Source organism: Flammeovirga yaeyamensis, assembly GCF_018736045.1.
GTDB classification, from domain to species: Bacteria; Bacteroidota; Bacteroidia; order Cytophagales; family Flammeovirgaceae; genus Flammeovirga; species Flammeovirga yaeyamensis.
The window spans coordinates 154,540-170,644 of record NZ_CP076133.1 but is presented as its reverse complement, the minus strand read 5'-3'; the positions used below and the strand labels follow the sequence as shown (position 1 = coordinate 170,644).

14 protein-coding genes are annotated in these 16,105 nt (G+C 34.0%); 9 read left to right on the top strand and 5 right to left on the bottom strand.

The annotated features are described in order from the left end of the window. The first annotated feature begins 13 nt into the window (after positions 1-13). Positions 14-1,549, top strand: coding sequence for a serine hydrolase (locus KMW28_RS21140; RefSeq protein WP_169662370.1), 1,536 nt, complete (start codon positions 14-16; stop codon positions 1,547-1,549). Next, the gene (locus KMW28_RS21135; protein ID WP_169662371.1) at positions 1,549-1,911 is read left to right on the top strand and encodes a phage holin family protein; all 363 of its coding nucleotides are present in this window, start codon (positions 1,549-1,551) and stop codon (positions 1,909-1,911) included. The genes KMW28_RS21140 and KMW28_RS21135 overlap by 1 nt, the downstream gene beginning before the upstream one ends. A 96-nt stretch (positions 1,912-2,007) precedes the next feature. Here the strand turns inward: KMW28_RS21135 and KMW28_RS21130 are convergent, their stop codons facing one another. Continuing rightward, entirely contained in the window at positions 2,008-3,324 is a 1,317-nt protein-coding gene (locus tag KMW28_RS21130; RefSeq protein WP_169662372.1) for an O-acetylhomoserine aminocarboxypropyltransferase/cysteine synthase family protein, read from the bottom strand. Positions 3,325-3,562: 238 nt separating this feature from the next. Then, positions 3,563-4,183, bottom strand: coding sequence for an SRPBCC family protein (locus tag KMW28_RS21125; RefSeq protein WP_169662373.1), 621 nt, complete (start codon positions 4,181-4,183; stop codon positions 3,563-3,565). Positions 4,184-4,341: 158 nt separating this feature from the next. Between KMW28_RS21125 and KMW28_RS21120 the strand changes: the two genes are divergently transcribed. Further along, positions 4,342-4,755, top strand: a complete 414-nt coding sequence (locus tag KMW28_RS21120; RefSeq protein ID WP_169662374.1) for a hypothetical protein — start codon at positions 4,342-4,344, stop codon at positions 4,753-4,755. A 230-nt stretch (positions 4,756-4,985) separates the two neighbouring features. Here KMW28_RS21120 and KMW28_RS21115 read toward each other — a convergent pair whose 3' ends face one another. Further along, complete coding sequence (locus tag KMW28_RS21115; RefSeq protein ID WP_066216117.1) at positions 4,986-5,534, bottom strand: hypothetical protein; 549 nt, start codon at positions 5,532-5,534, stop codon at positions 4,986-4,988. Between the two features lie 163 nt (positions 5,535-5,697). Between KMW28_RS21115 and KMW28_RS21110 the strand changes: the two genes are divergently transcribed. Beyond that, positions 5,698-7,014, top strand: coding sequence for a DEAD/DEAH box helicase (locus tag KMW28_RS21110; RefSeq protein ID WP_169662376.1), 1,317 nt, complete (start codon positions 5,698-5,700; stop codon positions 7,012-7,014). 71 nt (positions 7,015-7,085) lie between these two features. On the opposite strand, the gene KMW28_RS21105 is transcribed toward KMW28_RS21110, so the two are convergent. Further along, entirely contained in the window at positions 7,086-7,589 is a 504-nt protein-coding gene (locus KMW28_RS21105) for a lipase family protein (protein WP_169662377.1), read from the bottom strand. Between the two features lie 473 nt (positions 7,590-8,062). On the opposite strand from KMW28_RS21105, the gene KMW28_RS21100 reads away from it, so the two are divergent. From KMW28_RS21100 to KMW28_RS21085, 4 genes are all read left to right on the top strand, one after another. After that, entirely contained in the window at positions 8,063-9,004 is a 942-nt protein-coding gene (locus tag KMW28_RS21100) for a T9SS type A sorting domain-containing protein (protein WP_169662378.1), read from the top strand. Positions 9,005-9,167: 163 nt separating this feature from the next. Further along, the gene (locus KMW28_RS21095) at positions 9,168-9,569 is read left to right on the top strand and encodes a hypothetical protein (protein WP_169662379.1); all 402 of its coding nucleotides are present in this window, start codon (positions 9,168-9,170) and stop codon (positions 9,567-9,569) included. 270 nt (positions 9,570-9,839) lie between these two features. Then, positions 9,840-10,358: a hypothetical protein gene (locus tag KMW28_RS21090; RefSeq protein ID WP_169662380.1), complete on the top strand. Its 519-nt coding sequence runs from the start codon at positions 9,840-9,842 to the stop codon at positions 10,356-10,358. Positions 10,359-10,386: 28 nt separating this feature from the next. After that, complete coding sequence (locus tag KMW28_RS21085; protein ID WP_169662381.1) at positions 10,387-11,658, top strand: C45 family autoproteolytic acyltransferase/hydolase; 1,272 nt, start codon at positions 10,387-10,389, stop codon at positions 11,656-11,658. A gap of 168 nt (positions 11,659-11,826) precedes the next feature. Here the strand turns inward: KMW28_RS21085 and KMW28_RS21080 are convergent, their stop codons facing one another. Continuing rightward, positions 11,827-14,715, bottom strand: a complete 2,889-nt coding sequence (locus tag KMW28_RS21080) for a starch-binding protein (protein WP_169662382.1) — start codon at positions 14,713-14,715, stop codon at positions 11,827-11,829. Between the two features lie 340 nt (positions 14,716-15,055). On the opposite strand from KMW28_RS21080, the gene KMW28_RS21075 reads away from it, so the two are divergent. Next, entirely contained in the window at positions 15,056-15,991 is a 936-nt protein-coding gene (locus KMW28_RS21075; RefSeq protein WP_169662383.1) for a T9SS type A sorting domain-containing protein, read from the top strand. Positions 15,992-16,105: the final 114 nt, after the last annotated feature.

Here is a 16,105-nt window from a genome sequence, read left to right as displayed (position 1 = left end):
ACATATAAACAAAATGAATAAAAAATACTATTACAGCCTCTTATTACTTCTGTGTCATTTTCAACTTTTCGGACAAACATACAAGAAAGAAGTAAAGAAAATCGATGCCTATTTTTCTCAAATAATTCAAGATTGGGAAGTGCCTTCTATGTCGGTGGGTATTATTAAAGACGGACAACTAATTTTTAGTAAAGGATACGGAACGAAAGAAATAGGTAAAGAGGAAACTCCAGATAAGGAAACTTTATATGCTATTGCAAGTATATCAAAGGGATTTACAGCAACAATGATCTCTCAATTAGTGGACGAAGGTAAACTGAATTGGGAGGATAAAGTGGTGGATCATCTGCCTTATTTTGCTGTTTACGATCCTATGATCACCCAATTGATAACGGTAAAAGACATCTTATCTCATAGAGTAGGTTTAGGTACTTTTTCGGGAGATATTATGTGGTATCAATCAGATTATACATCTGAAGAAATTATTAAAAGAATAAAGTATGTTCCTCAAAGTTTTGAACTAAGAGATGGATTCGGATACTCTAACCTTATGTTTATTACCGCTGGTCAGTTAATCAAAGAAGTGACGGGTAAAACTTGGGGAGAAAATGTACAAGAAAGAATATTGGATCCTTTAGGAATGGATAGAACGATTTATTCTTTAAAAAACTTAGACAAGAAAGGGAACTATGCCACTCCTCACCGTTTAGAAAATAATACCAAGAATATTCCAATTGAATGGACAAATTGGGAAGAAATTGCCGCAACAGGTGGTTTGATTTCGTCTGTTGAGGATTTAGCAAAATGGTTGGATTTTAATATGAAAAATGGAATCATGAATGGGGATACTCTGATTTCAGCTTCATCAAGAAACCAATTATGGAAGATACAAAACCCTTACACATCGGACTTGACAAAATCACATATGGAAACTCACTTTTCTGGTTATGGTTTAGGATGGGGTGTAAAGGACTATCATGGTAATTTGAGAGTTTCTCACTCAGGTGGTTATGATGGTATGATCACGATGGTGAATATGATCCCTGATCAACAATTGGGAGTGATTGTATTAACGAATGGGTTAAAATCGCCTATATCTGCAGCATCGAACTATGCCATTGATGTGATGTTAGGAATGAAGGAAGTAAAAGATTATAGCAAACTTTACTTGGAGTCATCAAATAAACGATTCGTGAAAGATGATAGAGTAGAGAAAATGAGGGAAAGTAAAGTGGAGGGAACAAAGCCCACTTTAAATTTGAAAAACTTCGAAGGTGTTTATCATTCCAAATTAAATGGCGATATTAAAGTTGAATTAGTGAATGGCCAACTAAGTTTGACATTTGAGCATCAGAGTTTCTTAAATGCAGATTTAGCACATTGGCATTATAATACATTCGAATTGAAGTGGAAAAATACGAGTCCTTGGTTTACATTAGGTACGGTAAATTTCACTACTGATAATCAGAATAACGTTACAGGAATCACGTTTGAAGTTCCTAATCATGATTTTTATTTTGAGGAAATTCGAGCTAAAAAAGTAAAATAATGAAAGCATTTATTGTTAGAACATTAGTAGCAGGTATCGCAATTTTGGTATGTGCATGGATTTTAGAAGCATTTGGAGCATCTACGATCATTACGGGATATGGTGATGCAGTGATTGCAGCACTAATCATTGGTTTATTAAATGCATTTATAAAACCTCTGATTACCCTTATTACTTTACCTTTAACGGTATTGACACTAGGTCTCTTTCTTCTAGTGATTAATGGAATTATCTTCTATTTGGCAGGGCATTTCTTTTCAGGGTTTCATGTAGATTCCTTTGGGTTGGCCTTTGTTTTTAGTTTATTCTATTCGACAGTACTTTCATTCTTGAATGAAATCTTTGATGTGAAAGAAAAATAATATACATAGAAGAACTCATTAAAAAAGGTGGTCTGTATGAATGTTTTATTACAACGTTCCTACAGACCACCTTTTGTATATATTAAAAACTTAAGCTTAAACTACAGTTGTTGCCGTTTTTGCCAAAGCTTGTTCAATATCACCGATAATATCATCGATATGCTCAAAACCTGTAGAGATACGTACCATACCTTCTGTTACACCACTAGCAATTTGCTCTTCTTTGCTTAATTGTTCGTGAGTTGTCGAAGACGGATGAATGGCTAATGTTTTCGCATCACCTACGTTGGCAAGGTGACTTACCAATTGAAGTTCTGAAACGAAAGTCTTGGCCGCTTCATATCCACCTTTCACTTCAAATGTGAACACACCTCCGAAACCTCTTTTAAAGTATTTTTTAGCGGTCTCATGGTATTTACTTGATGTCAAACCAGGGTAATTCACTTTATCCACTAATTCATGTTGCTCTAAATGAGAAGCTAATTTGAGAGCATTATCACAAATTCTTTCCATTCTAAGCGATAGAGTCTCTAAACCTTGAATCAATTGGAAAGAGTTGAATGGAGAAATGGCAGGACCGTAATCTCTTAAACCTTCTACTCTTGCTCTGATTGCAAAAGCAATATTTGGAAGTCCTAATGGGTTTCCTTCACCAAATACTTCCCAGAATTTTAATCCATGATATCCTTCTGATGGCTCAGTGAAAATTGGGAAATTACCATTACCCCAATCGAAGTTACCACCGTCTACGATAATACCACCAATAGATGTACCATGTCCGCCAATCCATTTTGTGGCAGAAGCTGTTACGATATTCGCCCCATGTTTTAATGGTTGGAAAACATAACCACCTGCACCAAATGTATTGTCTACTATTACTGGAATTTTATGTGCTTTAGCAACATCAGCAATTTTTTCGAAGTCAAGAATACTTAACTCAGGGTTGCCAATAGTCTCCAAATAAATCGCCTTAGTTTTGTCATCTATTTTAGCTGCAAATGCTTCAGCTGTGTCACCTTCAGCAAATCTTGCTTCAATGCCTAAACGTTTAAATTGTACTTTAAACTGATTATATGTACCGCCATAAAGGAAAGATGAAGAAACGAAATTTTCACCAGCTTCTAATAAGTTAGTAATCGCCAAAAACTGAGCAGACTGTCCAGAAGCTGTAGCTACAGCTGCAACACCACCTTCTAAAGCGGCTACTCTTTTTTCAAAAACATCCGTTGTAGGATTCATCAATCGAGTATAAATGTTGCCGAACTCCTTTAATCCAAATAAATTGGCCGCATGTTCTGCATTATTAAATACATAAGATGTCGTTTGATATAATGGAACTGCTCTTGAATTAGTTGTTGGGTCTACCTCTTGACCAGCATGAAGCTGTAAAGTTTCAAATTTGTAATCGCTCATTTCTTGAAATAGTTTATGACTGTTGATTAATAAAACAATATAGAAATTTTGTAGGCAACAAACCATTACTCTACAAAACCGATAGGCAAATAAAAGAAACGATTATTTTAAATGCAATTAAAAAATAGGTTTTATAAAAAATTAATCATTTGATTAGTTTATGGAAAGCTGTTTTATCATCTTATCAAAAGGAAGTAGAGACGAGTGATTACTTAAAAAAGAATTTGTAGAAATAAGCTTACTTTAGTTTTTTAGCTTCAATAATGATATTCTTTACAATGTCAGAAGGGCCATCAGGGAGCCAAGTTCTTACCAAAAAGTCGGGAGCTTTAGCCACGGGAGTCATGCTTACTGTTGTTTTTAATTCAGACTGCCCATTTTCCAAATCTTTTAAATGATAGGATATATTATAGTAAGTCATTCTTTTTACATTTTCCATTTTGTAAAGAGAGGGAGCAGCTTCACCAATCAAAGAAATGATGCCATTATTATTTATTTCCTTCATCTTTACAATCAAATCATTATTGGGCATTGGAAAAGGGGCATCTACAAAGTAGTACACCAACCATTCACCGTTAGGGAGATCTTTTAATTTTTTACTTTCCTCAGTATCCTCAGAAAAGTATTTATGTTTAGAAGCATCTTTTAGAACCGCTAATAAATTTTCAATTTTCACATCTGTAATTGTGGTGGCTTCGTATTCGACAACCTGTGATTTTTTACCATTTTTTTCTTGGCTAATCACTCTACTTTTCACAGTAATGCTACCGTTTTCTGTTTTTTCAGTAGTCCATTCTTGAGCAAAAGAAAATTGAAAGCTAAATAATAAGATGAAGAGGACTTTGATGTTTAATTTCATAGTAGTGATTGTTAAGTTAGATGTCATTAACCTAACCTTGAGGGTTTAAAAAGGTTTACGAAATTTATATTTATCATAAGATATAAATAAATATCTTTATTGTATAGGTTTGTTACCCCTGTATTTTAAAATTATGTAGTTAGATGATTTGATGAACGATGGAAAACTTTAAAAATATATTAAGTAATAAGCATGTAGGTATTATTATTTCTTTCTCGCTTCACGATTGTTGGGATGTGTTTCTAGCCCTCAATCATGAAAAAGATGAGGCCGATGCTTTACAAAGACAAATTGATGTTTTAATGGGAAATGCAGATGTAGATGATTCTGAATATGCCTATTTCGGTATTGCCTACATTATAGAACATATTTTCGAACACAATATTTTTAAAGTGACTCACACTGCTTTTCCATCAGAATTTTTCGACAATACCTACATTGAAGTAGACGGTGAAACAGCAGATATTCATATTGAATTGGTAGACGATTTGAGTAGAGCAGGAGCAGCTGTCATCTTAGAATATTTTGAGCAATTCGAAAAGATAGATTATCTGCTTAAAATTGAGCAATAAATGTATTACAAAATAAAACCCCCTAAACGAATTTCGCTAGGGGGAGTGTTCTTTCTTAATGATATGTTTTCATATCATTGATTCTTTACCCAACACTAATATATTTTAATACGTAAGAAATTCCAACTATTTGTTGAAATTTTCCAACTTGTAATCATTTTAGAATATAGTAGTGTATTTTAAAGTACGGAAATTGTACTTTGGTTTATTTTTTCCAAAAAGCAAATTGTCTATTTTTTTGCTTTAATTTTATCGATATCATCATGGTTTCCTAACTGACCTAATCTTAACAAACTGATATAAACAACAGCAGGTATAATTGATCTATATACAATTGATCTTTCAATTTCTTCTGTGAACGCTTCTTCAATAAGCATATCAAATGGCATGGAATAAATACCAGCATTTTCAATACCTAAAACTCTATCATTTAAGGTTAAAATTAATTCTTCCTCTAATTGTTCCACATTTTCAATTCCCATAATCGGGATATTCAACTGTATCACAATGTCAATTAGTATATCTCTATAATCTTTCTGATTCATTCTAAGAAAATCACCAACACCTTCATTGGCTTGGTACTGTAATTCTAAAGCAATTCTATCGCTGTATTTATAATAATCGTTACCATAAATCTGAGCTTCTAATGAATTACTTAATCTTTCGCGTAACCTATATTCACCGTTTATTTCTGTAGTTAATATCTTATATAATGTTTCAATTTGATCGTTATCACAGCTATCTAAAAACCATAAACTTGAATCAGTACGCATTTTCATTTTCTTATTTCTTTAGGTACACACACTTTTTTTATAGTTATTTATACCTAATTGAAGTACAAAAGATTAGTTTGTTTAATTTTATTCAACCCACTTAACAGATAATTACAATTAACAATAGGGGATTACGTTTTTTATATTAGCTTGCCCGAAAATACATACTATGGAAAATATCACGTTAGACAATATAAAGAAGAACCTAGGGATTTCTGAGTTCAATAAGATTCAGGTGGAGAGTATGGAGAAAGCCAAATCTCATAATGAATTGATATTATTGGCTCCAACAGGTACTGGAAAGACCTTAGGATATCTTTTGCCTATTTTAAATAAAATCAATCCAGATGTTGAAGGAGTACAAGCATTAATCTTAGTACCTTCAAGAGAACTGGCGTTACAAATAGAAAAAGTTTTTAAATCGATTGGTTCGAAATTCAAAATTAACTGTTGCTATGGTGGACACGCCTTCCAAATAGAACAAAAGAATTTAAGTCAGCCACCTCAAGTACTTGTGGGTACTCCTGGTAGAATAGCGTCCCATATCGAAGAAGAAACTTTCGATTACAGTACAGTTGAGAGTATTGTTTTCGACGAGTTTGATAAAGCATTAGAGTTTGGCTTCTTAAAAGATATGGAATACATCTATACTAGTTTAAGAAGTATAGAATTTAAGATGTTGACTTCCGCAACTGATTTAGCGGAATACCCTGAATTTTTAAGGCTGAACCAACCTCAAAAGTTAAATCACTTAACTGCTCAAATCCCGAAGCCTTTAACGGTTTTACAAACTGAAGTAAAGAGTAAAGAAAAGCTGACTCAGTTATTAAAGTTAATCTATCATCTTAAAGCAGAAAGGATGATTATCTTTTGTAATCACCGAGCGGCTGTAGAACGTATTTCATCTTTCTTTAAAGAAGAGGAATTAGAGCATCAAATGTTTCATGGTGGAATGGAACAAATTGATAGAGAACGTGCATTGGTAAAATTCAGAAACGATACCTCCTTGATCTTAATCACTACAGATCTTGCAGCTAGAGGTCTAGATATTCCAATGATTCAGCATGTGATTCATTATCAATTACCTCCGAAGGAAGATGCATTTATTCATAGAAACGGAAGAACAGCCCGAATGAATGAAACGGGTAATGCCTATATGCTCTTAGCAGATGATGATGAAATACCTGAATATGTAAATACATATCCTCGTCATTTTGATATCCCTCAAGATGCTCCTAAGCCAGCTCCTACGCAATGGGAAACGATCTATGTGTCTGCAGGTAAGAAAAATAAAATCAATAAAATTGATTTAGTTGGATTATTTATCAAAAAAGGGAATTTAGATAAAAATGATATCGGCCTTATCGAAGTGAAAGACTTCATTTCATTTATTGCAGTAAAAAAATCTAAAGCTGCTCTTGTGGCGAAAAGGCTTAATAAGGAAAGAGTAAAGAAGATAAAGGTAAAAGTAGATATTGCTCAGTAGATATATAACCTTTAGTATTTGATGTTAAGGGTAGCTTCATTGTCATTTCAAGAGTGATAATGAAGCTATTTTTACATCTCATTTCTTTTTAATTTAAGTTTAGGAGTAAACATTTGTTTGATTACTCTCCAACGAAAATTATTGACTAAGTTCAAACCAAAAATATAATGTCTTTGATGATGTACCGCAGTATTAAATTCCTCCAACTTCGCATCATCAAAAGGAATAGGGCTATCATACGTTACAATAGAAGATGTTTGATGATATCTTCTGAAATATTCTAAGCAAAATAATTTTGCGATAGCACCTCCCACTCCAAAGCCAATTACATTGACCTGCTCAGCAGCTATTAGTAGGTTGTTCTGTTCTTTCCAAAGATTTTTTGATATCAACAGAAATGATTTGAGATAACCACTATGTATACCATTTTTCTTTTGGGTGTTTAATCTCTTAATTAACCAATAATATACTTTATTAGTGGGATGAAATTCTATGTTTAAAATACCGTCGTCGTAATTTATTATACACTCTATTCCTTTGGAATAATATTTATATACAATAGGGTTATTGTTCATGGTTACTTGTCTAATGTTCTGTTATGTATGGATAAGTCGTCAACTCACCCTACAAAATTAATAATCAAGGTTTGACCCTAAATGAACTAAATCTCAAAAAATGATGAATAATAGACCTAAAGAAAATGGTCCAATAACTTATAGTTCATATAACAAGTCATAGAATAATTCTATAGAAACAGTTTATTAATGTTGTAATTATTTTAGTGTTGGTTGGCTTTAAAATAAAATTAAAAAACTTAGCTACTAGTAGAGTAATAGAAAAATTCCGTATAGCAATACATTTAAATTAATAAATATCAGTCAGAAATAAAAACGAATTCAAATACTCCTATTTATTATAACCGGTTCCTTTTTTATTTTTTTTAACCAAACATAAATCAATTTATTTATTTAAATGAAACATTGTTACTAATTTTACGGTTGGATATTAAACAAAATATCATTCACTATTAATCAATTACTATAATTTAATGAAAATCTTTACCAACGCTACTTTAATCATTCTTATTGGATGTTTATTGAATTCTTGTGTCTCTACAATTGAGCAAGATTTTACAACTTTTGAGGTTACCCCTTATATAAGGGAACATGTAGAAATTAAAACAAATACTATTAATTCTAGTGGTTCTTTAGCACACCAAGAAATCAAAATTATAAATAACAGCACTTATGAGTTTACAGGAGGAGCTGTTCATAACGTTATATTTGACATTACTCCAGGGAGTTCGTTATTACTATCCGGAGATAGTAATATGGGTGATGTAGGTATTCTTACAAATGGTCATAAAGGATTTTGTATATCAAATGGAGCAAATATTATTATTGATAATGAACCATTAAATTTAGAGAATGACTGTTATGATTTCGATGATTTACCCGTAGAAATGATCTACATCAACTCCGAAAAAAGAGACAACAACATTCTAATAAAATGGGCAACAGCAACAGAGGAAAATAGCGATTATTTCGGCGTTGAAAGATCGTTTGATAAGAAACAATGGGAAGAGATCTCTCAAGTGAAATCTGCTGGAAATTCTCAGGTGAAAATTGACTATTCTTTCTTAGATGATAAAATTGGAGAAGTCAATCAAGTGGTATATCACAGGTTAAAACAAGTCGATTTCGATGGCAACTATTCTTATTACGGTCCAGTGGCGGTCAAAATGGGTGATCAAAATGCGAGTGAGGTGACAATGTATCCTAACCCAGTAAAATACCAAGAAGACCTAAATATTGTCACGAATTATGAAACAATGAAAGTGAAAGTTTTTGATATGTCCGGTAGAGTCTATCACGAAAAAACTTATCAAAAGAATTTTACCAATATCCCTATGAACTTTGGTGTAGGGATGTTAATGGTGGAAGTTACTTCTGGAAGTCAGAAAGTAACTGAAAAGATTATGGTACAATAATCTAAAAACAGCTCATCCTTTGTTATATAATATGTAAATCGGAGAAAATTTGTTCTCTGATTTAATTTTGAGGTTGACTTGTCATCAAGTCAACCTTTTTTGTTGTGCAAAAACATAAAATTGTAAGAAGAAAGTATTATTTTGCAACGCAAATAATTAAAAGATGATGAAGAAAAGAAACAATTTGATGCTAAAAGATGCAAGTACAGGTATTAGAACGAACAAATACCTTTTAGATACTTATCGAAATATGATGCGTCATAACAAGAAAAGTATAGCAGAGAATCATGAGTTACTCTTTATTAGTACCATTCTTCAATTTAAATCTAAAGAATTTGAAAGTGGTTTTGAAGATACTAAATTAATGAAAACCACTAGATTAGTACTTGCATTAGTGATGAATGGTCATGGTTGGACCTATGAGGATGCTTTTGATTATGCAGTTTCTGAAGAAGGTGAAAAACTAATAGATATATGTGATCAATTATCTGAAACTGTAAAAACCAAGTTTTATGATAACATCAATACAGTTGTTTCTAATGTGATACCAGAAGAAGAAAAATAATATATATATCAGTTACATGACTGATAATAACCTATCTAGATGAATTTTAGATAGGTTATTTTTTTGCTTATCAATTTAATTGAAACGCTTATTAAAGTTAAAGCGAGTTAAATACACTATATAATGCAACGCAAAATAAAATAATAGCGTTTCTAAAATCATGATAAGCGACGAAGAATTAATAACCTTGATACTTACTCGCTTTATCTCAATTAATCTCTAACTGAAACCAGAGGCCTAGAAATAGGCTTCAATTAAAATTAAAATCAAATGAAAAAATTTAGAATTACAGCTGTTTATTATGCATGCGTAATGGTAATGATTAGCTTTTTCTCAACGCTCACCTCTTGTAGTAAAGCAAATGATGAGAACCCAGGTCCTCAGCCCGATCCCGTAGAAACAGCAGGTTTCCGAGTAAAACAGGTCATTGTCGATATGACGAATTTTGACGAGGAAATTGATGTAACGAAAGATGAAGTGAGTTTTTATATCTGTAAAGATGTAGATACCTACGAGAAACAAGTTGTGATTATCGCAGAAGTAAAAGAATTGGAAGAACTAAAGGAAAATGGATTTATTTTAGTCGATTTAGACAAACCGATCATTATCCCTCACGACAAACCTTTTTACTGTTATGGAGAGCATTTAGGATTGGGTGCTGGAAAAATTAGCCCTACTGGAGACTTCAAAATTACCATTCCTAAGGATGAAGCATCAGAGATACCGAAAGATAAAATTATAGATGCTCCAGGCCCGATTGGGGTAACAGGCTTCTCTAGACACGAATAATTATTCAGAAAAACTAAAAATCAAACAAATGAAATACTTAATTCACTACTCGATTATTTTACCCATTTTAAGTGTACTTTTTCTTTACCCATTCGCCTCAAAAGCAGGTATTCCACCTGTTTATCATCAAATAGAATTAGAGGATAACAGTAACTTTTATACTGTAGAAGCAGAAGGAAATTACCGCGAAGTTGGATTAGCCCATGGGAAAAAGTTCAAAAAAGAAATCCACTATATGCTCAATCGTTTTCGCTTTGAATTAGTGGAACCGATGATGGTTTCAGTAGGTTTAGAAGCCAATTATGAAGCCTACAAAAAGTATTGCTTAGAGAATACTTCTTTTGTTTCTATGATCAAGAAACATACGCCCGGTTTGTATCAAGAAGTAAAAGGAATTGCAGACGGAAGCGAACAGGATATAGAAGATATCCTTTGTTATAATATTTCCTTTGATGAATTATTCTTGGTATTAGAGGAAATGAGTGGAACAAACCCATCTTTGGTAAAAGGGAATCGTTTAAATGGACATTGCTCAGCAGGTGCTGTTTGGGGCAAGGGAATGTCATCGGTTAGCTATACATGCGATTGGGCAAAAACATTTGAAGGAGCACAAGCTTTGATGAAATATAATATTGATGGTAAAGTACTTTTCATCTCTGGCTATGTGGGAACGATCGGGATTCAAGGGGTGAACTTGGAGAAAGGATTCTCTTTAAATGCCCACTCAAAATTTGATTTGGCAGGAGACATTAATACCGGATTACCTTCTTTATTTTTTGCTCGAGAACTATTGGAAAGTGAAAGCAAAAAAGCAGCTGTAAATCGTCTTAAGGAGTTACCTATTGCCGTGGGAATCGGTTATGTTTTAACAGATAAAGATGGAGTGACTGCTTATGAAGTAAGTGCCCATCAGAAAACTGAGGTGGTTTGTGGAGACCATTGGTTTGCTATTGCTAATGATATCAGAGCCAATACCGATATGAAACCATCGGTGAGGAATCACTTTAATATCAAGAAAGTAGATTTTGATAATTTCCCTAAAGAGTTTCTATCACATAACGCCGACTGTATTCAACGTTATGATCTAATTGCAGATTTTGCTAGTCAAACCAACATCAAAAAGGTCGATTGGTTAAAAGTCTTCCAACATTATCCCATCGCCAAAAAAGTAACTATGGATATACCGGTGACTAACTTCTGGATCATTGTAGAATTCGACGACGAATATATCGATATCCAAACCACTCCTTCACACCCGGGAGGCATGGAGTTAGAATCCTATCGAGTAAAATATAATTGATGATGTTATCGACCTATTTACGAAAAAAAACACCCCACAATTTGTAGGGTGTTTTTGTATCTCTAGATAAAACTTGTTCTAAGAATTAGTAGTTAATTTATCATTTTCACTTTACGAGAGTTATCAATAATACTTGCTGTTGTTGATAACCCATTTTTTACTGAACTATTATTGTACTATGATTCGTTTGATGTGCAGTGCATCACCTAATTGAATTTTAACGATATACATTCCACTTGATAAGCCCAAAGCATCTACCTTCAACTGATGATGTCCGTTTAATAATTCTTTGTTGATAGGTTGAAGCACTTGCTGTCCGTTTAAATCAAATGCTTGCATAAACACTTTTGATGGCTGATTTAAGTTGAAATCTATAGTGAACTCATTTGTTACTTGAGTTGGGAATAATGTCAATAATTGATCTTCGAGGTCTAAACTTCCTCCTACCAATCTACTTGATGATGATTCAGGATTAGAGTTATACCAAACGCCATCTTTATACCATCCTTCGCCCGATCTGTTCAAATCAGAAGTTTGGGCTCCACTGCTATTGTGGAATAATAAGTTAGATGAAGTTGCTCCTTCGATAGTGTATGCATACCATCCATTGCCTTCTGAAGTCATTAATTCGCCTGGCCAATTAGAGCTTGCACCATTAGAAGCACCCCAATAATGGATTCTTGTGCTATTACCCCAAGATGATTTATAATGGATCGTTAAACCATTTCCTGGTTCTGGAGCCACAGGTTCTTGATCGTACCACTGACCATCTTTGTACCATCCATCTTTATCTCTAATGTAATCATCGGTTTGATTACCATTTCCATCGTGGAATAATAAGTTGGTAGAAACCACTTCGATTGGGAATTCATACACTAACCAACCGTTTTCTTGAGTCATGGTTGCTCCAGGCCAAGCTGTACTCGCTACACTACCTACAGGAGATGCACCCCAGTGGTGAATCATATTATAACCTTGGACGTATACTTTAAATCCTCCTTCAGGAGTAGGGGATGGAGTCACTGTGAAAGTAGCAGTTTGAACATCAGAGGAATTATCTGAAGCATCCATTGCATAATAATCTACAGTTGCATCTGCATCTAAAGTAAAAGTTGTTGTTGAAATTGCCGTTTGATTTGTCCCGCCATTGATGGAATAATAAATTACTGGGGAAGCATCTCTATCATCAGTAGCACTAATAGTGACTTGAACCTCGTCAAGATAATCACCTCCGTTTGGAGAAATTGAAACTACAGGTGCAACTGTATCAGGTGTAGGTGGAAGTGGTTCATCAATCCAACCGTTATCATACCATACATTACCGCAAATATTTTCTTCATCTCCGGTTACTTTACTACCATTTTCTAAAAGGATTAGGTTAGTACAAGAACCGTTTATGGTGTATTCATAGAATCCATCATATGCAGAAGAAGCTTGCATATTTTCGCCTGGCCAAGTAGTTGTGTCGTTTCCATCAGTTACTGCCCAGAAGTAAATACTAGGAGTTCCGCCATTTGGAGGCTTAAAGTAAACAGTCATGCTCGCAGCTTCATTAAACGTATATGTACCTTCTACCACATCAGAAGATCCATTTTGATCGATCGCTACTGCCTTTACCACAACTGTTTCTCCAGCCTGTCCACACACTTCGAACTCACCATTATATCTTGTTGACTGATTGGTTGGGATATCACCATTTGTAGTATAATAGATATCTCCACTTGTTGTTGATAAGTTGATATTTGCACATCCACCAGGGAAGTTTCCGCTAGGAGTATTTAATGTTAGAGTAGGCAAAGTAACCACAGTTCCTTGATCCCAAATAGCATATCCAGGACCAGAAGCTTTTAAGTTCCATCCATTTCCAGGAGACCAGTTTCCTCCACCGATCTTCATGGCTACTTTACCATCTATAATCGCAGCGTAATAATTATTATCGTTTGTACCTTCTACTTGTACATAACTTGTGTTTGTAATTCCATTTGCCTTACGGATTGCAATCATTTCTTTTAGTGCATCCTGAATTCCGTAATTGAAGTAGTGAGAATAAAAAACTACTGGAACTCCTGGGTGAGTTAAGATATAAGCATATCCCTGTAAAAGCTGAGAGTTATCCGAAGGATTGTTAGGGAATGAATTGTCGCCATATTCTGATCTTACTGGCTCAGTATCGTGATTTTCTAAGAAAGAGACTGCTTGTGAACCATGAGTGCCTAATAAACTTGGTAAACCGTTCAGATAATTGTAGTTACCTCTCACGGCATCATGTAAAGTATACTTCAAAGGAAAATCAAATGCTGATGAAGTATTTTGAGCTCCATTTAACCATCCTACAATTTCATCATAAGGTTTCCATTGCTCACCAATTGAAATGTAAGGACTTGTGTGATTGTTGTATTCAGCAAAATAGTAAGCATTGAAACCATGAACGAAGTCATATCTCCAACCATCAAATCCTACGTCATTTTTTAACCATGTCATCCACTTTTTGATTTCATCACGTACTGTGAATGAGTTGTGGTTTAGATCTCGAGCAGCTTCATATTGTGTACCCGAATCATTATCGCCACAGGCAGCACCTTGTTCGGTACTATTTGATGCCCAATTGACTTCATCGTCAGAACAAATAGAAGAACATCCGCCAAGAGAAGGTTCCGTAAAATCGGCCCAACCTGTTGTACCTACTCTGTGGTTAATTACAATATCAGCAATAGCTTGAACGTTGTTGTTACCTAGATTTTGTACCAAAGTTCTAAGCTCCGCTTCTGTACCGTAGTTGGAGTTTAAATCGTACCATTTTCTTGGTAAGTAGCCCGCTCGGTCGGCAGCATCAGAGGGAGGCGGAAGCCATACGGCATCAAATCCTGCATCTGAGATTTCTCCTACTTTACTGTTTAGATTTTGCCACCAATCTTTCTTAGTAGCATCAGCAGCTTCCCAATGGAAACCCTGTAAAAGGACATCACTTCTGTTGCCTTGTTGTGCTAACGTACTGAAGGATGTAAAAAATAGTATAGCTCCAATAATGGACAAAGAGCGTAGTAGATGTTTTTTCATTTCAATTAAAAAAAATGTAAGTAATAATAGACTCATTTAGTTTATCAGATGATGTAAATAAGTAGTTCATCTGAGCTGGTGTTACAATGTTACGACAAGGATAAGTGTTATTCGTACCATTATGTATTTTCTTAGTTTTGATAAGTTTCGGTTCGTGCCGTATTATGAAGCGGTACTACTTAAGTGATTGATTAGCAAGTTATTGCATTGTGTGTTATGAGATTTAATCTGAACAAGAATTTTCAGTAATTTTTGAAGTTAATTTTAAAAAATATAGGTGAAACTAATCGAAAAGTGATCTTGTATCTTATTTTTAAAGCCTGATAAAAACCTAATTACTATGAAAAGCTATTGTTACCTACTTTTTCTCTTATTTCTAATAAGTTCATGTGCAGACAATAATGAAAATAATCCGAGTTTTGTGCCTATAGAATTATCCACTTATACCAAAACAATTACTGAAGATACCGAAGTCAGGGGATCGTTTGCTAACGAAACAGTCTTGGTATCGAATAACAGTACATTGACAATCAATGGAGCAACAATATTTCGATGTTTTATTGAGGTTGAGGTAGGTAGTAGAATTGTATTCTCAAATACTACAGACATGAGAGAGGTACAATTGGTATTGCATGGTGATGATCAGATGTGTGTCTCTACAGAAGGAATAACTGTGATCATAAATGAGTATGAGTTCACAAACATAGAAGTAGGATGTTATGATGATGAAGACTTACCTGTTGAGTTAATTTCCTTTACCTCTGAAATAGTAAATGATGACGAAATAGTATTGAATTGGTCCACAGCAACAGAAATCAATTCCGCTTTTTTCGAAGTCCAACGTTCTTACGATCAAAAACAATGGAATACTTTAGATAGTATCCAAGCGGCGGGTAATTCTAATGTCACAATTAATTATTCATATAGAGATACTACTTTTCAAAACATTAATGGTGTGGTGTATCACCGTTTAAATCAAGTTGATTTAGATGGTAATAATGCTTACTATGGTCCTGTTGCTGTCAAATTAAATGATGATGAAAGCAACGAGGTCACGATGTATCCAAACCCGGTAGCTTTTGGTGAATACCTAAATATTGTCACCACTTATGATAATTTCTCTGTAAAAATGTATGATTCTACAGGCAAAACGTATTATGACAAATCATTCAGAGGAAATTTTACTAGCATACCTATGTACTTCGGCACTGGCCTTTTGATTGTGGAAGTGAAATCCGGATCGAGATCGGTGACTGAGAAAATTGTGGTGCAATAAAGGGGAAATGAAAAATTAAAAGTTAAAAATGAAAAACTGGAAATGTGGGGTAAGGTATGAAGTAAGAGGTAAAAAGTAATTGTATAACATTGTTTACAAATTGATTTAGGGGTT